Origin of the sequence: Sorangium sp. So ce302 (assembly GCF_051530145.1) — a bacterium.
In the GTDB taxonomy this organism is placed as follows: domain Bacteria; phylum Myxococcota_A; class Polyangia; order Polyangiales; family Polyangiaceae; genus Sorangium; species Sorangium cellulosum_B.
The window spans coordinates 9,051,784-9,072,279 of record NZ_CP150326.1 but is presented as its reverse complement, the minus strand read 5'-3'; the positions used below and the strand labels follow the sequence as shown (position 1 = coordinate 9,072,279).

Sequence of the window (20,496 nt, the reverse complement as noted above, 5' to 3'; positions counted from 1 at the left end):
GTCATGGACGTGCTCGTTCTCCTGGCCCGGTGCAGGGCGGATCTCGGCCTGGCGTCGCTCAAGGACGCCGCCGTCTCCACCACTGGCTATCTGTCGCCAGGGCCGCCGCCGATTCAGCGAAGTTGCAGCAGCAGCGCCTCGCGCTCCCGGGCCAGCTGACCCCGAGGGAACTCCATGGCGTGCATGTCGAGCAGGCGTCGCGCCTCGACGTCAGCCCTGGCGTTGTAGGCCTCGATGGCGTTGCGCGCCTGGAGGATCAGGTCCTTCTCGCGCTCGCTCGCGACCGTGCGTACGGCGCGGACGGGCGGCGAGGAACGCGCAGCTGTTGCGGCCGGTGAAGCAGGCTTGCCGTTCATTGCGGCCGGTGCATTCTCGCCGGGTGCTGGGATGCCGCCCTGCACCGGGGGCGAGGCCGCGGCGACCGCGCGGCGTGCGTCTGGCTCGTCGAGGGGCGGTGTGGTGTGCTGCTGCGGGGGCGTGGCCGCACCGGCGTGGATCGCTGCCGGCCGTAACCGCGGGGTCGTACTGGCCGAGCTTGACGAGCGTGGAGCTGTTGCGACGACGGCGCCCGCCAGCACGACGAGCGCCGCCTGCGCGAAGACCTTAGCCCCGACCTTCTGCAGGTGCCGCGCGGTCGTCCACCACGAGCGACGGAACAGGCCGAACGCCACCGGAACGCAGGGCACCTTGTCCCAGCCCCGGAATTCTTGCTGCGCCATCCAGCGCCGCTTCGCCTCCTCCAGCTGCTCGCGTGCCCTGCGGTGCTGGCTCCTCACGGTGTCCAGCTTGAGCCCCAGCTCGGCGGCGATCTCGGCGAGCGACCTCTCCTCGAGCTCGTGCTCGACCAAGAGGTCGCGGTACTTGGGGTCGACCTGCTCGATCAGGTCGCGCATGACGGCTTCTCGCTCCTGCCTCCGGAGCAAGGCTTCCGGGCTCGGTTGGTCCCCGCGGAAGTCGTGCTCGTCGAACGGGGTCAGGACCTCACCTCGACGGCTCGCGTCCCGTAGGTGGCTGCGGGCGAGGTTCAGGGCGATGGTGACGGAGTACGGCGCTGGATCCACGCCCGGCTCGAGCTGCCCTCTCGCCTCCCAGTCCCGCAGGAGCGCTTCCTGCGCGAGGTCCTCGGCGTGTCGCGCGGGGACACCGACCCGCCTGATGAGGCGGCGAAAGCGTTCGAAGTGGGGGGGAGTTCGTGCTGGCTTGCCCACAGCTGGTAGCACCCCTGAGCTGGCCGGAAGGGTTCAAGAAAGAGCAGGGTGGGTCAACTTTGGTAGGATAATGTACGCTTTGTGATGTGCGTACCTGGGCAACTCCACTGCGCGGAGGGTCGACGGTCGCCTTTGCGTCGTCGGGCCGATCTTTGCCTGGCAAAACGTTCTTTCCCTTCGAATTTGTCGCCGTTGACGCCGCGCGCCGGGCGTCAGTACGTTCCGCGCATGCGTGACGTTGCGCCTTCGTTGTTGTTCTGCCTGATGCTTGGCGCCGCTGGTGTCTACACGAGCCCCGCCAGCGCCGAGGACCTCTATTCGACGCTGGAGCGAAGCGGCAGCTCGACGGTGAAGGACCATGTTCGCCGTGCGCAGAGAGCCCGTGACGCAGGTCGGTGGACCGAGGCACACGCGGCCTACAATGCGGCGCTCCAGGCGACAGACCCGGCGTCGAACACGGAGAAGGAGCGCGCGGAGCTCGCCGGAGAGCTCGGCCTGTGTGAGCTCGAGCTGCGCAAGTACCGTGATGCTGCCGAGCATCTCGCCTGGAGTCTCGAGCAGCGCAACGTCCTGCCCCTTGAACTACAGCTTCGGTTCGAGGCCGGGCAGCGCAAGGCAGCGTCGCATGTCGCGACCCTCTACCTGTCTGTCGACCCGCCGGACGCGGAGGTGCTCATCGACGGCAAGCCCATCAGCGCGCCTGCACGGACCTACAGGCTATTCCTGGAGCCCGGTCAGCACATGGTGCGGGCCCGGTTGGCGGGCCATGAGGAGGCGTTCGCGTCGTTCGACGCGCAGGCCGGGAAGCCGACGACCATCTCGCTGCAGGTACCGCGCGCCGCAGCGCCGGGCACCCCTGCGAAGGGAACCTCAACCAAGAGCTCCGCGCGAGGAGCGCAGGCGTCGTCGGTGGCGCCGTCCACCACCGCGTCGACGCTGCGCATCGGCGGCGCGGTCGTGGCGGGGGCAACCATGGCAGCCGGCGGCGGGTTGCTGATCTGGAGTGCCTACACCGAGGATGAGCTGCACGACCGAGCTACCGCGCTGCGTGGCGCAGACGAGGACGCGGGCCGATGTGCCCGCCCGAACGCACCGCGCGCGTGCTCGGAGCTGCGCGACCTGCAAGGGAAGCGGGATCTCCTGAAGAAAGCCGGCTGGGTGACCCTTGCGTCCGGCGGCGCGATCGGTGCGCTGACGCTCGCGTCTCTGCTCGTGGACCGAACCTCGCCGCCCAGCGATGGCGTGCGTGTCGTTCCCACGGTGAGCGGACAGCACGCGGGGCTGATAATAATCGGTGCATGGTGACGAACGTGGAGCTCCAGGTCATGAGAACCTCACGGAAAGGCCGGCGCAAGGTGGCTACCTTGGTGGCCATCGCGCTCGGATGCGAAATCGCTGCTGTCGTGTGCGGGTGTTCCTCCGGCCCCACGGTACCGGTCTGCGACGAGGATCCCACGGTGAAACCTCCGGAGGACGGCTGCGGCATCTTCGTCAGCGCAAGTCTCGGTGACGACGCGAACCCCGGGAGCCGCGCGGAGCCGGTGAAGACTTTATCCAAGGCCATCGAGCTTGCAGATATGGGCAGCCACCGTGTCTACGCATGTGCCGAAACCTTCGATGAAACGCTCGGGCTCCACAGCACGGGTATCTGGGGCGGATTCGACTGCACGAACGGTTGGCGTCATCCCGGGGCTAGCGCGAAGACGGTCGTCGCCCCGGAGCGGCCCGTTTCTCAAGTGGTATGGCTCGGAGGACGAGCAATTGCTATGCTCGCGAACCTGCGAATCGTCGCTCCTGATGGCAATGACGCAGATGATGACGCAAGAGGATCCATCGGGATAGATGCGCTTGAAGGGGTTCAGCTCAAGCTCGTGGCGAGCGAAGTCATCACCGGGCGTGGTGGAAGCCCGGGCGGCAGCTCGATCGCGATCTACCTTCGAACCGGCAGCGAGCTCGAGGTGATTGACAGCATTATCGTTGCGGGCGACGGAGCGGACGGTGAGCCCGGAGCCGCGGCAGAGGGCACGGCGGCAGCCGATGGTGAGCTGGGGCACCCCGGAGCTGACGCGTGCACCTTGGACGCCTCGGCTGGGACGCCGGCCGTCACGACCATGTGCGACGACGGAAACTCAGCCAGCGGTGAGGGCGGCCTAGGGCTGGCGGATCGGGGTTCCGGCGGCGGGAATGGGGAGCCTGCCCCAGACCCGAATCCGACGGGCGCCGGTGCCGGAGGCATCGGTCAGCAGGGGAGCATGGCGTGCAGTGATGGCCAGCGCGGCCACGACGGTGCCGCTGGTCTACAGGGCCAAGGAGCGAGGCGTCCGGGCGTCGTCGCATGGGGCCGCACCCTGGGCAAAGGCCAGGACGGGCTGGTCGGGCGCCCTGGTCAGGGGGGCGGCGGTGGCGGCGGCTCGCGCGGCGGTCCCGCCGCCTGTGGTGCAGGCCCGGCCGGCGGGGCGTTCGGCGGCTCGGGCGGGTCGGGGGGCTGTGGCGGCAAGCCGGGGAAAGGGGGGTTCGCCGGGGGGGCGAGCATCGGCATCGCTACGAGGGGGTCTAAGGTCACAGTCCGCGGGTCGACGATCCAGACGGGCCGTGGCGGTCGGGGTGGCGCGGGAGGGGCAGGCTTACCGGGAGGTAGCGGAGCTCCTGGCGGCGATGGCGGCAGAGCGGTGCCTGACACGCTCGCAGGGTGCCGCGGAGGCGACGGCGGCAACGGAGGGCCCGGAGGCGGCGGAGGCGGCGGCCTCGGGGGCCATTCGATCGGCATCGCGTACCTCGAAACCGCGGAGGTGACACGGGATGACGTCGAGGCGACGTTCGTGCTCGGGACTGCGGGCAAGGGCGGGCCCGGCGGTGACCCCGACGCGGCGGAGAGCGCAGGTGATGACGGCGCGGCGGCCGAGTTCCTGCCCTTCGTGGCCGAGGATTCGAACGACCCAGACGCCTGGACGCTGGAGTAGGCGCGAGCAATGCAAGGAGATTCGATGATGAGCAAAGCATCGAGGCGCAACTGGCGGCATCGTGTGTCCGAGGCGTTGCCTCTGCTGCTCGTAGCCTTGTGGCTTTCCGGAATCGCGGCGACTGGGTGCGGCGCCGATCCGGGTACATGGGAGCCCTGCGAGGAAACACTCACGTGCACGCCGGTTGTGGCTTGTAATGCCGACCACGGCAACCCTGACCGTTCGGTCGACTGCGATGGCGTGTATTTGCGGCAGGATGGTCGTGACGATCACCCGGGCACGCGAGACGACCCGGTGAAGACCGTCGCGCGTGCGTTTGATCTCGCGCGTAATAAGGGGATGCGGGTGTATGCTTGCGCCGACATCTTCGAGACAGAAGTGCGTGTGCCGGCTGGCATGGAGGTGTGGGGAGGACTCGACTGCCGCGATCCCCGTGGACATTGGCCTATACATCCGCTGGGCGAGCTTACCACCATTGCGCCAGGCCCGAACCTGACCCCGCTCACCGTTGTGGACCAGACGGCGGAGCCCTTACCCGAAGCTGACGTGACCACGACGCTAACGAGAATGCGTATGGTCGCACAAGATGCCACCGTGCCGGGCGGCTCCTCCATCGCCATGCGCGCCCTGCCGGGGGTGACGGTGGACGTACGCCTGAGCGAGATCGTGGCCGGGGACGGCGCAGATGGGGCCGCTGGCGCTGACGGAAGCGCCGAATCAGCACGGGAGGGTGCACCAGGGAACCCGGGAGCCGTGGCGTGTTCTGCGGACGTCGTGACGGGAGGGGCGCGGGTCACCACCGCATGTGACGACGGCGTTTCCTCAGGCGGGATGGGCGGCGTCGGTACCAAGGGCGATGGTAGCGACGGCGAAAGTGGCGACCCTGTGCCAGTCACCAACCCGATGGAGTACGGCTTGGGTGGAACTGGGCAAGACGTCATGTCCTGCACAGATGGAACGCGCGGCCTGGTGGGGGATGACGGCGCGAACGGTAACGGTGCGTCAGGGCAGGGGAGGCTCACAGACACAGGGCTAGAAGGCAGCGCTGGCGAGGATGGCCAGACGGGGCAGCATGGCTACGGCGGCGGCGGTGGAGGCGGCTCGCGCGGCGGAGCCATGTTCTGCGGCACAGGAGCGGCACAGGGCGGCGCTTCGGGCGGTTCCGGCGGTGCTGGCGGTTGCGGCGGCGAGCCCGGCAAGGGCGGCGGTCCAGGCGGATCCAGCATCGGGATTCTGTCTTACCACGCCAGCGTCCACGTGAGTAAAACCAGCATCATCACGGGTCGGGGCGGCAATGGCGGGCGAGGCGGAAAGGGCCAGTACGGCGGCGTGGGTGGGTACGGCGGCACTGGCGGAGGCAACAGGGCTGGGTCGCAGCCAGGCTGCCGTGGTGGCGATGGCGGGAAAGGCGGCAATGGCGGTCGGGGCGGTGGAGGCCACGGAGGACACTCTCTTGCGGTGGCACATACCGCCGACCAGGGCCCCAACGTCGAGTCCGACTCTCCGATTAAGTTCGGCATCCCTGGTGACGGTGGAGGCGCTGGCGATCTGAACGCGAACCCGGGCAAACCCGGTGCCGCAGCCGTCTCGATGGGCTTCCAAGACTAGAGGCGTGCAAGGAAAAGTGTGACAAGATATGGGAACTCTGCCGTGACAACTGCCCAAGGGGCGACACGACCTGCCTAAAACAGTGTACTGATGAATATAGTCGATGCCTCAAAGACTGCGACAGGAGATGTAAGTGATGCTCGAGCTGACCTTTAAGCTGACCCCAGAAGAGGGCGAGTCGCGCGACATCGTGGTTCGCATCCATGAGCCGACGCGAAACCCTCCGGAAAAAAAGTGGCCTTGGGCTGTCACTGTTGACATCGATGGGCGCCCATCTGCTACATACGGGGTAGACCCTCTCGATGCGGTTGAAAACGGAGCCCAGCACGCCGCGATCGTGTTGCGCGGGGTCCATGGCGATGCGCTCGACCCGCCCATCGAGCCGCGGATGAAGGAGGGCCAATAATCGACTCACGGATGCGCCAACACCCGCCAGCTGGGTGCCCGTCGTGGAGCGCCGTGGAGCCCCGTACCCTGGCGTCGCCCGCCGCGCCTGCGCTCGGTGATCCCGCTCACGCGGGACCCACCAAATCCAGCAGCGCCAAACTTTGTCAGGTCACACGCAGGGCACACAAAAAGCAGAAGACACGGCTCTCGCCGTGTCTTCTTGGTGGAGGCGCCGGGAATCGAAACGCCTGCCGAGGGTAGGGATCCGCAGGGATCGCGTAGGTTTCCGCATGCGACGGGAGCGGCAAGCGTGCCGACGACGGCGGCTAAGTGCGCGAAACCTCGTGAGCCGGACGAATCCCGGACGAAACCGGCGGACCCGCGGACGGTGCTGCTCGGCCAGCTGGCGGAGTGCATGAAGGCGGCGCTCGCGGCAGGCGACGTGGAGGCGGCGCGCATCGCCCACGAGACGATCGGGCGCCTGCTCGGCGCGCCAGGGGCCGATGCGGGCGGCGTCATCGACCTTGCCGCCGAGCGCACCCGGCGCGGCGGGTAGCCCCGGCTGGCCCGCGCTCGCGGCGGGCGACGTCGAGGCGGCGCGCATCGCCCACGAGACCATCGGGCGCTTGCTCGGCGCGCCAGGGGCCGATGCGGGCGGCGTCATCGACCTTGCCGCCGAGCGCACCCGGCGCGGCGGGTAGCCCCGGCTGGCCCGCGCTCGCGGCGGGCGACGTGGTTCACGTCCGGTCGTCTTCGTGACCTCACACTCCGAAGGCGTCGTAACTATCGCGCACAGGGTGATAGACCACGTGGCCATAGGCGTCTTGAAATATCGCGGCTGCTGGACCGTCAGCCGATGCGATCAAGGCAATTCGGCGCGGCGACTCGGCCACGAAACAGGCGGCGCTTCGGTGGCGGGTTCCTTTGAGCTTCAGGTCAAATATTCCGCGCCGTCCATCGGCATTGACCCGCATGATCGGCGGAGTTGATTCCGATGCTGAGAGCTTTGCTCGGAATCCTACAATAGCAAGTTCCGGCGTGGCGACCACGGCACCATCTACGGCGCTCATCCGCCCGATGACGCTGAGAGCACGATCGCACTCGGCTGCCGCGTTCTGCGCGTCAGCGATCACGTCGTCGCTGGGATCCATCCGACTTCCCTCTACCATCGATGTCTCCCAACTCGAGGCGACCAATTTGCCAAAGTTGAGCGGCGCCTTGAGCTTCGAAGCGTTAAAGGTGCGCATCGATGCCGCGTCGTCCTTGTTCAAAATCGCAATAATCCCTCCGTGTCTACGGCGGATAACCTCAGTGATAAGCATTTTTAGTGCAACGGTTGCGAGTGCGCGCTTGTCTTGGACAATTTCGCTCATATTGTCCATGGCCTTCACAATGTCATCCAGCGCTGGCTCCGAATGCATGGGATGCCATCTGACAAGCGGCTCGTTCTTTCCGCCTGCGTAATACGCAATCTCTGCGCTCCGGTGGAAGAAACGAAGAGCGCCCGCCCCGACCACGCGAACGAACAGGAGATTGTCGCCGGGCCAGCGCATCTTCTTGTGGCCGACCCCCGTGATCAACAATTGGTCGTTTGCGCAATGTACGATCAGGTACTCGTCGTCGCCTTGAGCGAGAGGTGCGTACTTTGCCACGTTTGCGGATGTGAAATCGTCTGGTGTCTCGAAGTCCACAACATCCCACGGTTCCCATCCTTGAACACGCTCAGGTGTGGGATGCGTCGGGTCAAGAACGCCCGGATAAGCGACGTTGAATGTGAGATCGTGGCCCTCTTCGCGCAACAGCGAGGCGAAGAAGAGGACCTCAACTAGCTGCTCCAATTGGGGTGGCGCAGCTTCCTCCAACTCGCGGGCGAGCGCCCTGGCAACGTCTGCGGGGTATGCGGCTTTCATCGGAGTGGAATCTTGCTCGAGTCAAGTGTCGCACGGCGCTTGACAACGAGACGACCATCTCGTTGACAGAAGACCAGGTGGCGCAACCCCACGCGCCGACGGGTGCGGTCCGCGCCCAAAGAGCGTCTCTCCGGTCCGCTTTGCCGCTCGATCCACCCCATCGCCAACTCCCTCTGTGAGGTCAGCGGAGATACCGTCTCGTGTCAAGAAGAGCCCGCTCGGCAGACTCGTCTCGGGTGGGTAGGGAGATCGGGGTCGCCGCCGGTCCACCTACATCCGGTCCTGCTCCACTGGTCCCGGCTTCCAGCTGGGCGGACCCGGGATCCGGGTCGCGGGCCCCCAGTCGGCCATCCCGCCCCGTTCCGTTCCGTTCCGCCCGTTCGGCTATGGCTACCCACTGCCGGTGCCCTGTCTCACACCGTCCAGCCCCGCCCAGACCCCTACCGAAATTTGTCAGGTCACACGCAGGGCACACAAAAAGCAGAAAACACGGCTCTCGCCGTGTCTTCTTGGTGGAGGCGCCGGGAATCGAACCCGGGTCCGCAAGGCATCCAGTCTACCTTCGTTCACGTGCGTAGTCGCCATGCGCCGGCGACGGCGTTCGTAGATTCGGCTACGACCTATCCCTCACTGAATCTCGGCCGCGTTATCGAGGGCGTCCTCACGCGACCCAGCCCTGTGGTTGACACCCTTAGAGTACTAGGACGACCTTCTCCTCGGATGGCTTAGCGGTTATTAGGCCGCGACAGCGTATGCGTTGTCGTTCGCACTTGTAACGTCCCGCTTGATAGGCGGAGCAGGAGCCGCCAGCACGCAGACAGACCTTCAGTCCCCACGTCGAAGCCGATCGCCCCCTCGTGGTTCGTTCAGACGGACCGAATATTGCTAGAAACCGTGCTGCCGTCAACCCCTCGGCGCCAGATCGTTCCGTCGATGTCGCCGTCGCGGACGGCACCGTGTACCCGTCGGGGTCCGCTTCGTCCGATTCTTCCGGCTTTCCTGCCTGCTGCTGCCCCCACGCGCCTCCGCCGGCCTTGCCCGTCTCCATCTGCCTCAACCTGGTGCCGCCCGCCCGCCCGCCTGGTCTGGTCGGGCCCCTATCTGGCTGGTCGGCCACCCGCTGACCCGGCCTGCGTGCCTGCCCCGACGGCTCCTCGCAGCTCAGCTACCTGGCCGGCCCCCGCCCGCTGACCTCGCCGGCACGCCTCCCGCTCTCGACGGCTCCTCGCGGCTCGGCTAAGAAGCCCGCGAAAAGGAAAAGGAGTCGGGCAACTTATGGCGAGGATGGTCCAGTGCGTGAAGCTCGGCCGTGAGGCGGAGGGGCTGGAGAAGCCGCCGCTGAAGGGCGAGCTGGGCAAGCGGATTTTCGACAACGTCTCGAAGGAGGCGTGGAAGATGTGGCTCGAGCACTCGAAGATGCTCATCAACGAGTACCGCCTCGACCTCATCTCCGAGGCCGGCCAGCGGATCTGGATGACCGAGCTCGACAAGTACTTCTTCACCGGCGGGAACGAGGCTGCGCAGCTTCCGCCCGACTACGTGGCGCCCAAGGACAAGCCGGAGTAGCCGACCGCGACCGCGGTCCCCCGTCCCTCATCGGCCCGGCGGCGCTCCCACCCACCCCCATCCGGAAGCGCCCCGCTCCCCCCTCCGCCCCTCAGGGCAGCGGACCCGGCGCCGGCAGCGCTCCGCCGTCGCGCACGTACGCGATCAGCGCCGCCGCCATCTGCTTGTCGACCTTCTCGCACTTCGCGGTGACCGCCCCCATCGTCGCGCCCTTGCACTCTCTCTTCCGCTCGATGATGAGCTTGCCCGTCTTCTCGTCGGCCAGGAACGCGTCGCGCGTCTTCTGATCGAGGCTCTTCCACGGGATCGCCGCGAACTTCGGCTTCGGCGGCACGTGCTGCCGGACCTCCTCCGCCATCAGCGTGGCGCACGTCCCGTCCCATCGCAGGACCTCGTATCCGCCGCCGGCGCCGCTCACGACCATGCCCCCCGTCTCCGGCTCCCGGTGATAGAGGATCAGCACCTCCTCATCGAAGACCAGCTTGTCGTTCGAGGACGACCCGCCAGAGGCGTTCACCGCGTCGGTGTCCCGCGTCAGGTACCCGCGCGTGAACGGCGACCCCTTCGCGAACAGGGTGAGCGCCACGTCGGGATGGAACCCGCTGCAGAGCCGCTTCACGAACGCCGCCGGCGGCAGACACTCGTTGCCCCGCTGCTCGCACGTCGTCGGGATCTGCCGTGACGCCTCCGCCGCCGCGTCCTCCTCCTTCTTCCCACCTTCACCCTCCGCCGCCTCACCCTCCTTCGCGGCTGGCGCCGCAGCAGCCACCTCGGCCTCCGCACGATCCGGCTCCGACGGAGGAGGCGCCGCGCCACCGCAAGCGGCCAGGGTACCCACCAGGAGAAGCGCAAACGAGCTCTGGACAGATCGCATGGCCCACGAACCTACCGGAGCCAGCCCGCCCCTCCGCATGGAAAAACAACGTCGACCCGCGACGCAATGCGCCAGCACGGCGTCAAAACCCGTGGCGCATTGCAGGACGCCCACCGCCGCCCCCAACGCAAAGCGCCGAATGTCTTGAATGGTTCAAATTTCCGACAGCGCTTGACATCAGCATCCCATCAGCAGAGTCTGAGCTGATTCCGGCAGGAGGTGGTCGTGCTGGATCTTTCTTCGTAAGCATCCTCGTCATCGCCTGTTGGTGGTTCGCGTAAGTGCAAGTCTCACACGGGGGCTCGTCAATGCGACAGTGGGTGATCGCTGGTCTCGTAGAGTGTGCGATGGTCGTCTCCTGTGCGCTCCTCGCGGGCTGCAGCGCGGCCGGGGAGCAGTTCGATCCGCCGGCGAGCACCGGCGAAGTGCTCACGGGCGCGGGGGGCGGCTCCACCTCGGGCGTCTGGGCGAGCTCGTCGGGCTCACCGGACGACCCGGGCGGCAATGGCGGCGGCTGGCCGTCAGGGAAGCTCGGCCCGCCGTATCCCATCGTGCTGGCTCACGGCTTCTTCGGATTCGAGGACTTCGCGGGCGCGGGATACGTCAGCTACTTCTACAACCTCAAAGAGGCCCTCGCCGAGAGCGGCGAGACGATCTTCACGCCCTCCGTCGACCCGTTCAACAGCTCCGAGGTCCGCGGCGCGCAGCTGCTCGCGCGGATCGAGCAGATCCTGGACGCGACAGGCCACGAGAAGGTGAACATCATCGCCCACTCGCAGGGGGGGCTCGACGCACGCGTGGTGGCGCACGATCGGCCCGATCTCGTCGCCTCCATCGTCACCGTCGCCACACCCCACCTGGGCTCGAAGGTCGCCGACGTGGCGCTCGAGCTCGTCGCCCACGAGCGCCTGCAGGACATCCTGGACGATCTCATCAACGCCATCGGCGCGCCGCTCTACGATCAGATAGGCAACGAGACGAGCGTCTTCGCGGCGCTCGAGCAGTTCTCGACGCCCGGCATCGCGGAGTTCAACGCGAGGTTCACCGATTCTCCCGGGGTGTTCTATGCCTCCTTCGGCGGGCGGACGAACCGCGCGCGCGGCGGCAGGGACTGCACGACGCTCACCCCCGCGCCCTTCGTCGCTCAGTTCGACGACGGGCTCGATCCGGTCCACCCGCTGCTGTCGCTGACCGAGACCCTGCTCGACGGGGGCATCGGCGAGTCGTTCCCGAACGACGGCCTGGTGCGCGCGCGGGACGCGCGGTGGGGGGACTTCTGGGGCTGTATCCCGGCCGACCATTTCGACGAGATAGGCCAGCTCTTCGGACAGAGTCCGGGCGACGGGAACCCCTGGCTCTATATCGACTTCTACCGCTCCGTGATCGCGCGGCTCCGGCAAGAAGGCTTCTGACGAGCCCGCCATCGCCCGCGCGCACCCACGCTCGCCCGCGCTCACCCGCGCTCGATTCTCCGAAAACCGCCCCGAGCGGCGCCCTCTCCACTACCATCACCCGCCGATGCCCAAGGCGCCGCTCACCCGCGCTCTCCCGCTGCTCGCCCTGCTCAGCGCGGCGTGCAGCGGCGACGTGCGCCGGTTCCCCCTGCGCGATCCGGTCTGGCGCGACGCCGACCTGAGCCCCGTCTCGCTGCCCTGCCGGCCCGATCCCGAGGCCCCCAGCGACGATCCGCAGCACCGCCTCTGCTCGCCCGCGCCCTACGAGTCCTCGTTCGCGTGGGACGCCGCCGACAACCTCGTCTTCCGCCCGGTGTCGCGGTTCTTCGCCGTGGAGCCAGGGGGCGAGGCGGCCAACGTGAACAGCGTCGACGAGGTGCCGGACTCGAGCTGGTTCACGAACCGGCTCGGCAAGCGGCCGCTCTCCGCCGAGGAGCTGGTGCGCGGGCCGTGCGGCGACAAGACGCTGGATCCCGAGGCGCCGGACGGGTCCTGGGTCATCGACATGGGCAAGCCGAACGGCGCGAACCCTGGCTTCCGGATCAAGGTCGAGGGCGTCGGCAAGTTCATGCTCAAGGCCGACCCCTCGGACCAGCCCGAACGGGCCACCGGCGCGACCGCCATCGCGGCGCGCCTCTACCACGCCGCCGGCTTCTGGGCGCCGTGCGACAGCGTGGTCTACCTGAAGCCGTCGATCCTGAAGCTGTCGCCCGGGCTCACCGTGACCGACAACAGCGGTGTCGCCAGGCCCTTCGATCAGGCGGCGCTCGACGGCGTGCTCGCCAAGGCCTCGAAGCGCGGCGACCGGGTCCGCATGGTCGCCTCGCGCTGGCTCCCGGGCCGCGCCATCGGCCCGTTCAGGTACGAGGGGACCCGGGAGGACGATCCGAACGACGTCATCCCGCACGAGGATCGCCGCGACCTGCGCGGGGGGCGCCTGCTCGCGGCCTGGCTCAACCACTTCGACTCGCGCGAGCAGAACTCGATGGATGTCTGGCTCGCCGAGGACCCGAAGGACAAGGACGCGTCGCCGGGCCACGTGCGCCACTACACCATCGATCTCGGCGACTGCTTCGGCAGCGAGTGGGAGTGGGAGGAGATCTCGAAGCGCCTCGGCCACGCCTTCTACTTCGACGCCGAGTACGCGCTCCTCGACTTCGTGACGCTCGGCATCCCCGAGCGGCCCTGGGACCGGGCCAGCCACGATCCGCAGGGCGACATCTTCGGCTTCTTCAGCGATCGCGATTTCCGGCCGGAGGCCTGGCGCGGCGGCTACCCCAACCCGGCCTTCGGGCGGATGACCGAGCTCGACGGCGCCTGGGCCGCCCGGACGCTCGCGCGCTTCACGCCGGAGCTCATCGAGGCCGCCGTGAAGACCGGCGACTTCACGGCGCCGCGCCACACCGCGTTCCTGATCGGCAAGCTCCTCTCGCGACAGCGCGCGATCATGGCGCGGTACCTGACGCGCCTGTCGCCCATCGCCGACGTCGCTCTGGCCTCGCCGGCGGCGCTGTGCGGCGTCGATCTCGCGCGGCGCACCGGCGTCGCGCGCCCGCAAGACCTCCGCTACGAGGCCGCGATGTACGCCGGCGAGGCGCTCGCCCTGCGCGCCCGGCCGGTCGTGCGCCCCTCGCCGGACGGCCGCGTGTGCCTCTCGCTCCCCCACATCGCCGCGGACGGCGGCGCGCCCGACGACGCGCCCTCGCGCTACGCCATCATCGATGTCCTGAACGGGCAGGCGCCCGGTCCGCTGCGCGCCCACCTCTACGACCTCGGGCCGCGCCGCGGCTACAAGCTCGTCGGCATCGAGCGTCCCGACGACGCCGAGCCGCCCGACTGAGGTTCCCCTCGGGACACCCTCTGCCGCTCGATCAGAAGCCGTGGGTGGCGCCGACCATGAACCGCAGCTCCTGGAGGCCGGCCCCCTGCTCGAAGGTCTCCGTCGCCGAGCCGATCAGGACATCGATGGAGTGGTCACGCTCGCCGCTCGTGCGCAGGCCGAGCACGAACGACATGCGGAGCAGGTCGAGATCGAAATCGCGGAGGTGCTCGCCGAACACGTTGCCCGCGGCGACCTGCACCGTGCCGTCGACGAACGCCCAGACCGGATAGCGGTACTCGAGCGTCGCCGCGGCGGCGCTCCGCCCGCGGAGGCGCCCTTCGCGGAAACCCCGCATCGGCGCGTCGCCGCCGAGCTCGGCGAGCTCGGTGAAGGGGACCTCCGCGGCGCCGAGCGGGTCGGCGAACGCCGCCGAGAGGACGAGGCTCACGATGCGATCGTGCCCGGTGAGGTCGACGAACCCGCCCAGCGAGCCGCCGTAGCGGATCCACCGGCTCTCCAGCGGCCGCTCCAGGTCGACGGCGTGCTCTCCGGAGAGCTCCAGCCGGACGCCGTTGCCCCGCGCCGGGCGCGGCCGTCGCGAGTCGAGGCCTGCCCGGGCCCCGATCCGGTAGGAGGTGTATTCAGTGTCGTACGACGGCGGCATCGGATAACGGCCGCGCGCGACCCGGAAGCCGACCGTCGGCTTGCAGCAGATGTCGTGGAAGTCGACGGTCTTCGCGCCGGTGGTCGCCTCGACGAAGCTGAACGCGCCGAAATCGGCGTGGAGCGTCGCGGTCCCCTCGACGCTGCGGGCGTTGTAGCGGGCCCAGTCGCGCTCCAGCGAGCTCGGGCCGATCCCTGAAAACAGCCAGTCAGGCCGGGTGTCCGCCTCGCCGCGGAGCTTCAGGTGAGCGCGCCCGCCGAGGGGGATCCGGTCGGCGACCGTGAGCCTCCACCAGTCGACCCCGCCGGTCGCGGCGTGGACGCGGAGCTCGTTGCCGGCGACGAACAGGTCGTCATAGAAGAAGTAAACGCCGACGCTCGCGCGAAAGCCGAAGTCGAAGAGCGCCGTCGGGACGACGCCGATGTTGTTGTTCGGCCCGAAGGTGAAGATGTCCTTGAGCTCCTTGATCCACTCACCCTGCTCCGCCGCGACGGTGAGAACGCCGAGCGGCCGCCGGACCAGGTACTCGCTGGCGAGGTAGGCGGGGAAGAACACGACGCGCGGCACCCAGAGCAGCGCGTCGCCGGCGCTCGTCGCCTCGTCCGGGCGACCGTCGTAGTCCGGCACAGGGCGCTTCGCGCCGGGCGAAAGCGGCGCCGCGGCGGGAGGCCGTGGCCGCGTAGCAGGCTCTGCCGGCGCGCGAGGCGCCGCCGGCGGCGCCCCCGGGACCACGGGCGGCGGCACGGCGCCCCCCGCCTGTGGCGCGGCCTGTGCCTCGGCGCACAGTGACAGCGACAGCGCGGCGCAGCTCGCGAGCGCGGCCGCGCGCCGCCAAGCCGTGCCGAGCGCGCGCGTCGGTCCCTCCTCGTTGGTGCCCAATCCGCCTCGCCTCTCGCACGGAAACACGTCGCGGCGCGGGAGCATAGCGGAGTTCCCGACCCGAGAGACGCCTGTCTGCGCGGCGCGCGCCTGTCGAGCGTCCACGCGACGGCGCGGCGGGTGCGGCGGTTCACACGCGAGAGGGAGGTTGCCGGCCGGGACCAGGCTCGATAGCCTCCCGCGCTCGGCATCGGTCCTGTGCCGGTGCCGCCAGAACGGCGGTTTTCCGGGCATGGAGCGGCGGGTGGCGAGCACAGGCGAGAACGAGACACGGGCCCGGAGCGTGCTTCACAGGCTCCTTGCGATCTTCGCCGAGGTGAAGCCGCGCGAGGTCTTCAGCGTCCTCGTCCTCACGCTGAACGTATTCCTCCTGCTCACGGGCTATTACCTCCTCAAGGTGGTCCGCGAGCCGCTGATCCTCGCGGGCGGCGGGATCGAGATCGGCGGGCGGCGGCTCGACCTCGACGGCGCCGAGGTGAAGGCCTACGCGGCGGCGGGCCAGGCGCTCCTCCTCGTGGGCGTGGTCCGCGCCTATGGCGCCCTGGCCAGGCGCTTCGGGCGCATGCAGCTCACCACCGCGCTCACGCTCTTCTTCGCCGCGAACCTCGTCCTCTTCTTCCTCCTCGCGCGCCTCGGCGTCCCCCTCGGGGTGCCCTTCTATCTGTGGGTGGGCTGCTTCAACCTCACCGTGATCGCGCAGTTCTGGTCCTTCGCCAACGATGTTTACACGCCCGAGCAGGGCAAGCGGCTCTTCGCCATCGTCGGCATCGGGAGCTCGCTCGGCGCCATGTTCGGCGCGCAGATCGCGAAGCGCGTCTACGTGCCGATCGGCCCCTACAACATGATGCTCCTCGCGGCGGGCGTGCTGCTCGCCTGCCTGGGGCTCACCTACCTCGTCCACCGCGACGACCTCGCGGGCTCGAAGGGCGCCGCGGACAAGGCCGACGCGCCGCCCGGGGGCGCGGCGGGCGGCTTCAAGATCATCGCGCGCGACCGCTATCTCCTCCTCATCGCCGGCCTGACGCTCGTCCTCAACTGGGTGAACTCGACCGGCGAGTACATCCTCGATCGCACCCTGATCGAGTCCGCCACGAGCGCGCTCGACCCGGGGAGCGAGCAGCGCGGCGCGCCGGACGCGGCCCCCGCCGGCGCAGCCCCGGGCGCGCCGCTCGCGGCGGGCGCGCCGGTCTACCTCGTCGATCCGCAGGCGTCGCGCCTGCTCGAAGGGAAGATCGCCGCCGTCAAGGGCGGCGCGTTCGACGTCGAGGCAGGCGGCAAGATCGTCGAGGGCGCCGAGGCGGGGCTCGTCCACCCGCGCACCGAGAAGGGGAAAAAGGCGGCGCTCGGCGCGATCATCGGGACCTTCAAGGGGGATTTCTTTTACTGGGTCAACACGTTCGGCGTCGTCCTGCAGCTCTTCTTCGTCTCCCGCATCTTCAAGTACCTCGGCGTGCGATTCGCCCTGTTCATCCTCCCGGCCATCGCTCTGCTCGGCTACGCGTCCCTCGCCGTCCTGCCGGCGCTCGCCGTCGTGCGCGTCGCGAAGATCGCGGAGAACAGCACCGATTACTCCATCCAGAACACCGCGCGGCAGGCGCTCTTCCTGCCGGTCGGCCGCGACGCCAAGTACAGCGCCAAGGCGGCCATCGACACCTTCGTCGTCCGCGCGGGCGACGTGCTCGCCGCCGGCGGGGTGATCGCCGGCCAGGTGCTCGCGCTCTCCACTCGCCACTTCGCCATGATCAATATCGCCCTCGGGCTCGTGTGGCTCGGCGTCGTGGCCGGCATCGCCCGGGAGCACAGGCGGCGCGCCGCGGACGAGCCGGCGGCGTCCGATGATCTCAAGGCTGCGTAGCCTCAGGGTCGCGCGGCGTTCGCCTTCCAGCCCTCGTAGGCGTCCATCAAGGCCAGGTACAGCCAGCGGCCGATGACCTCGGCCCCCGCGCCCGACGGGTGCGCGAGATCGGCGCCGCCGAGCCCACGCTGGACCCAGATCCCCATCGAGCCGGAGCCGCCCATCGCGCCGAAGGTGTCGAAGTAGCCGCAGCCGACCTGCCCGGCCACCCTGCGCTGGATCGCCGCGAGCTTCGGGATCACCGGGCGGCTCCGGTACACCTCGCCCTTCTTGTCGGCGCGGTCCATCGGGCCCACGAGCAGGCACGACGACCCGGGCAGCGCCGCGGTCACCTGCTCGAGCACCGCCTTCATCGTCGACTCGACCTGATCGAGCGGGAACAGCTCGCCGTCCTCGCTCTCGTTCATGCCGTAGTGGAACACCGTCAAGGACGGGCTCCGCGCGCGCAGCTGCTCGGCGAAATGGGCGTCGTCGCTCTTGTCGAGGAAGCGGATGCGGCAGCCCTGGATGCCGATGGCGTCGAGCACCACCCCCGGCGTGTCCCGCTCCATCCAGACGCCGAACGCCCGGACCCCCGGGCCGTGCGCCCGCACCTCGATGGCGTGCGGCCCGTCCGGGACCTCGTAGGTCGCGATCGCCGAGCCGGCCGCGTCGGCCCGCGTGTCGATCATCTCGCGGCTCTCGCCGTCGATCTTGATCTCCATCCGCCCGCCCTCGGGGTGCTTCAGGTAATCGACGGCGAACCGCGAGACCGCGCGCCCGTAGGTCCCGGACTCCGCGGTGGCGAAGCGCGAGAACACTCCCGCGCCCTGCGAGCGGAACGACACGCCGCCGAGCCCGTAGAGCCCGTCCTTGGCGAACGGGCCCACCACGCGGCTCACCTGCCAGCCTGGGCCGGCGAAGCGGACAACGTCGTTGTGGAAATATCCCGGCCAGGCGTTCGCCATCAGCATGAACCCGTGGCCGGCGTCCCCGAACCGCTTCTGCAGCTTGCGCCGCAGCGTCGCCGTCACGAAGTCGCTCGCCACGATGGAGTCGCCGAAGTAGGTGATGCGCGCGATCGACTGCGGCGCCTTGCGCTCCACCGCCGCGAGCGCGCGGAAGAACGGCGTCATCGCCTTGCCGCTCGGGTCCTCGATCGGCCGTGGCGGCTTGCCCTCGGAGGCGACCGCCGCCGGCATGAGCTCGGCGGCCGCGGCCGGCAGCGCGACCTCCTCGGGCTGGCGCAGCTCGGCCTGCTCGGTGGTCTCGGTGACGAGCGTCGTCTCGCCGACCGACGCCACCGGCGCCGGCGCCGGGACCACGACGAGCCCCTCCCCCTCGGGCAGCGGCGTGAGCACCCGCAGCCGCGACAGGCTCGGGTGCGCGTAGGGGACGAGCACGAGCAGGGCGAGCGTCGCCATCGCCCGGGCAGCCGGCGAGGCGAGCCCGTTCCGCGCCGGCGAGCTCACGGTCACAGAGCCTCCATCGCGCGCAGCCGGAGGCACATCACGCCCGCCCGGCGGGGGCGCCTCGTGGACGTGGGCCTCGCGCGCATCCGGCGCGTGGACGGCCGGCTCGTGAGCCCTGGTGCTGCTCCTGGAGGTCATCGACGCACGTGGGGAAGAAGGATGGAAGCGGCGGCTACAGGCCCTTCTTGTCCAGCTTGTCCAGGGCCGCCGTCGCCTTGTCGCGGCAGACCGCGTCGCCCTGGTGGATGCAGATCGCGCGCAGCAGCTTGATCTCGCTGGCCGACGCCTTCCCGTTCCAGACCTTCGGCTCGAGCGCCCGCCGCTGCGCGGGGTACGAGCTCGAGTCGAGGCCAGAGCTCGCCGGCGCGGCGCCCGAGGCCGAGGGCGCCGGCGCCGAGGCGGAAGCCGAGGCCGATGGCGCGGACGCAGGCGTGGGCGCGGGTTGCGGCAGCCAGGACGCCTGCGAGCCGACGTGCTGCGGCACCGGCTCCGGCTCGGGCGGCGCCTCCGGGTCGACCTGCCGCCGCATCTCGGCCACCCGCGCGCGGAGCGCCGTCGGGACGCCCGTCGTCTTCGCGATCTCGTTGAGCAGCGCGAGCTTCTCCGCCTTGGTCCCGGCCTGCTCGACCTGCCGGAACATCCCCTCCGCCCAGCGCTCCTCGATCTCCTTGAAGCGCGGCGTCTCCCGGACCGGCGACGTCTCGGCGATCTCCTGCAGCTTCCGGTGCGCGGCGTCGATGTTCCCCGAGCGGAAGTGCTCCTGCGCCGCGTCGAGGATCTGCGCGTCGTCGCCCGCCTGCGCCGCCACCACGGGCCTCACGTCCGGCTCGGGCGTCGTGGACCCGTGCGACCGGGCGCGCGTGGCCACGATCACGGCGATGACGACGATCAAGGCGACCGCGAGCAGGAGCCCCATCGCCTTGCTCGCCCCGCCGAGCGAGCGGGACGACTGCGCGGAGGGGGCCACGCTCCCGTAGGCGCCCGGCGCCACGCCAGGCCCGCCGTCCGGCCCCGCGCGAAAGATCTTGCCAGCAGCGACGAAGCGGAGGCGGACGTCGCCGAGCTCGAGCGCGTCGCCCGCCTCGAGTAGGCCCCGCTTGAGCTCGACGCCGTTGATGCGCACGCCGTTCGCGCTCTGCTTGTCGACGACCTCGTAGCGGCCGCTGCCGAGGCTGATGAGCTCGGCGTGCAGGCGGCTCACGGAGCTGTGGTTGATCGAGATGGTCGCGTCCTCGGAGCGCCCGATCGTGAAGCGCTCGCCGTCGAGCGGGAACTCCGCGCCGGGGGTCGGGCCGACGACCATGACGAGCCGGTTCGGGCGGGTGTGGAGCGGCAGGTGCGCCGTGCTGCGGCTGCCCGGCGGCGGCGTCGGGCTCGTCACGGCGGACGAGAGCGCCTCATCGACGATCTCGATGCGGTAGTCGCCGAGCTGCACGAGGTCGCCGTGGCGCAGGTGCTGCTCGCCGTTGACGCGCCCGCCGTTGACGTACGTGCCGTTGTAGCTGTCGAGATCCCGGATGACCCAGCCCTGGCCGTTCTTGGCCAGCGTGGCGTGGGTGCGCGAGACGTTGCGATCGGTCAGCCGGATCGAGTTCGACTCTCCGCGTCCGAGCGCGTACTCCTCATGGGCGAGGGGGAGCCCCGTCTGTTTCCCCTCGTCATCCTCGATCGTCAGCTTCCACATAGCGGGTTCGGGGTACTCGGGCGGGGCCAGGCTCGCCCCGCGAGCCCCGGTGGATCCGTGGCACCCCACCGCTCGCCGTACGAGCCTCCTCAGCGAGGCGGGACTACTTTAGCGAGTCCGCCTCCGGGAAGGCAATGACGGCGCGCCGGCCCATGGCGGACGACCGGGACCGCG

At 69.4% G+C, this 20,496-nt stretch carries 16 protein-coding genes and 1 other RNA gene; 9 read left to right on the top strand and 8 right to left on the bottom strand.

Going from position 1 to position 20,496, the window contains the following annotated elements; genetic code table 11:
- Positions 1-113 precede the first annotated feature (113 nt).
- Positions 114-1,208, bottom strand: a complete 1,095-nt coding sequence (locus tag WME73_RS34410) for a sigma-70 family RNA polymerase sigma factor (RefSeq protein ID WP_437912299.1) — start codon at positions 1,206-1,208, stop codon at positions 114-116.
- Between the two features lie 228 nt (positions 1,209-1,436).
- Here WME73_RS34410 and WME73_RS34405 point away from each other — a divergent pair, with 228 nt between their 5' ends.
- Positions 1,437-2,513, top strand: a complete 1,077-nt coding sequence (locus WME73_RS34405; RefSeq protein ID WP_437740590.1) for a hypothetical protein — start codon at positions 1,437-1,439, stop codon at positions 2,511-2,513.
- Positions 2,514-3,877: 1,364 nt separating this feature from the next.
- Positions 3,878-4,168 (top strand): hypothetical protein, encoded by a 291-nt coding sequence (locus WME73_RS34400; RefSeq protein ID WP_437740589.1) that lies wholly within the window; start codon positions 3,878-3,880, stop codon positions 4,166-4,168.
- A gap of 1,032 nt (positions 4,169-5,200) precedes the next feature.
- Here WME73_RS34400 and WME73_RS34395 read toward each other — a convergent pair.
- Positions 5,201-5,608, bottom strand: a complete 408-nt coding sequence (locus tag WME73_RS34395; protein ID WP_437740588.1) for a hypothetical protein — start codon at positions 5,606-5,608, stop codon at positions 5,201-5,203.
- A gap of 304 nt (positions 5,609-5,912) precedes the next feature.
- Here WME73_RS34395 and WME73_RS34390 point away from each other — a divergent pair, with 304 nt between their 5' ends.
- The 3 genes from WME73_RS34390 (at position 5,913) to WME73_RS34380 (ending at position 6,864) form a co-directional block, all read left to right on the top strand.
- Positions 5,913-6,182: a hypothetical protein gene (locus tag WME73_RS34390; RefSeq protein WP_437912298.1), complete on the top strand. Its 270-nt coding sequence runs from the start codon at positions 5,913-5,915 to the stop codon at positions 6,180-6,182.
- Positions 6,183-6,551: 369 nt separating this feature from the next.
- Positions 6,552-6,719, top strand: a complete 168-nt coding sequence (locus WME73_RS34385; protein WP_437740586.1) for a hypothetical protein — start codon at positions 6,552-6,554, stop codon at positions 6,717-6,719.
- Positions 6,688-6,864: a hypothetical protein gene (locus WME73_RS34380; protein WP_437740585.1), complete on the top strand. Its 177-nt coding sequence runs from the start codon at positions 6,688-6,690 to the stop codon at positions 6,862-6,864. Before WME73_RS34385 ends, WME73_RS34380 begins: the two co-directional genes overlap by 32 nt.
- Before the next feature lie 60 nt (positions 6,865-6,924).
- On the opposite strand, the gene WME73_RS34375 is transcribed toward WME73_RS34380, so the two are convergent.
- Together WME73_RS34375 and ssrA are read right to left on the bottom strand one after the other, a co-directional pair.
- Positions 6,925-8,073 carry a putative sensor domain DACNV-containing protein gene (locus WME73_RS34375; RefSeq protein WP_437912295.1) on the bottom strand — a complete coding sequence of 383 codons (1,149 nt, stop codon included), beginning with the start codon at positions 8,071-8,073 and terminating at the stop codon, positions 6,925-6,927.
- Between the two features lie 510 nt (positions 8,074-8,583).
- Positions 8,584-8,928, bottom strand: a transfer-messenger RNA (tmRNA) gene (ssrA, locus tag WME73_RS34370).
- Between the two features lie 420 nt (positions 8,929-9,348).
- Here ssrA and WME73_RS34365 point away from each other — a divergent pair.
- Positions 9,349-9,639 (top strand): oxidative damage protection protein, encoded by a 291-nt coding sequence (locus WME73_RS34365; protein WP_437740571.1) that lies wholly within the window; start codon positions 9,349-9,351, stop codon positions 9,637-9,639.
- A 91-nt stretch (positions 9,640-9,730) separates the two neighbouring features.
- On the opposite strand, the gene WME73_RS34360 is transcribed toward WME73_RS34365, so the two are convergent.
- Entirely contained in the window at positions 9,731-10,513 is a 783-nt protein-coding gene (locus tag WME73_RS34360) for a hypothetical protein (RefSeq protein ID WP_437740570.1), read from the bottom strand.
- A gap of 347 nt (positions 10,514-10,860) precedes the next feature.
- Between WME73_RS34360 and WME73_RS34355 the strand changes: the two genes are divergently transcribed.
- Together WME73_RS34355 and WME73_RS34350 are read left to right on the top strand one after the other, a co-directional pair.
- Complete coding sequence (locus WME73_RS34355) at positions 10,861-11,925, top strand: esterase/lipase family protein (RefSeq protein WP_437740569.1); 1,065 nt, start codon at positions 10,861-10,863, stop codon at positions 11,923-11,925.
- A gap of 106 nt (positions 11,926-12,031) precedes the next feature.
- The gene (locus WME73_RS34350; protein ID WP_437912292.1) at positions 12,032-13,807 is read left to right on the top strand and encodes a hypothetical protein; all 1,776 of its coding nucleotides are present in this window, start codon (positions 12,032-12,034) and stop codon (positions 13,805-13,807) included.
- 31 nt (positions 13,808-13,838) lie between these two features.
- Here the strand turns inward: WME73_RS34350 and WME73_RS34345 are convergent, their stop codons facing one another.
- A complete protein-coding gene (locus WME73_RS34345) occupies positions 13,839-15,080 on the bottom strand; it encodes a BamA/TamA family outer membrane protein (protein WP_437912290.1) in 1,242 nt (413 codons plus the stop codon).
- Between the two features lie 496 nt (positions 15,081-15,576).
- Here WME73_RS34345 and WME73_RS34340 point away from each other — a divergent pair, with 496 nt between their 5' ends.
- The gene (locus tag WME73_RS34340; RefSeq protein ID WP_437740566.1) at positions 15,577-17,187 is read left to right on the top strand and encodes an NTP/NDP exchange transporter; all 1,611 of its coding nucleotides are present in this window, start codon (positions 15,577-15,579) and stop codon (positions 17,185-17,187) included.
- 2 nt (positions 17,188-17,189) lie between these two features.
- Here the strand turns inward: WME73_RS34340 and WME73_RS34335 are convergent, their stop codons facing one another.
- The gene (locus tag WME73_RS34335; protein WP_437912288.1) at positions 17,190-18,638 is read right to left on the bottom strand and encodes a GDSL-type esterase/lipase family protein; all 1,449 of its coding nucleotides are present in this window, start codon (positions 18,636-18,638) and stop codon (positions 17,190-17,192) included.
- Positions 18,639-18,810: 172 nt separating this feature from the next.
- Complete coding sequence (locus WME73_RS34330; protein ID WP_437912286.1) at positions 18,811-20,322, bottom strand: FHA domain-containing protein; 1,512 nt, start codon at positions 20,320-20,322, stop codon at positions 18,811-18,813.
- Positions 20,323-20,496: the final 174 nt, after the last annotated feature.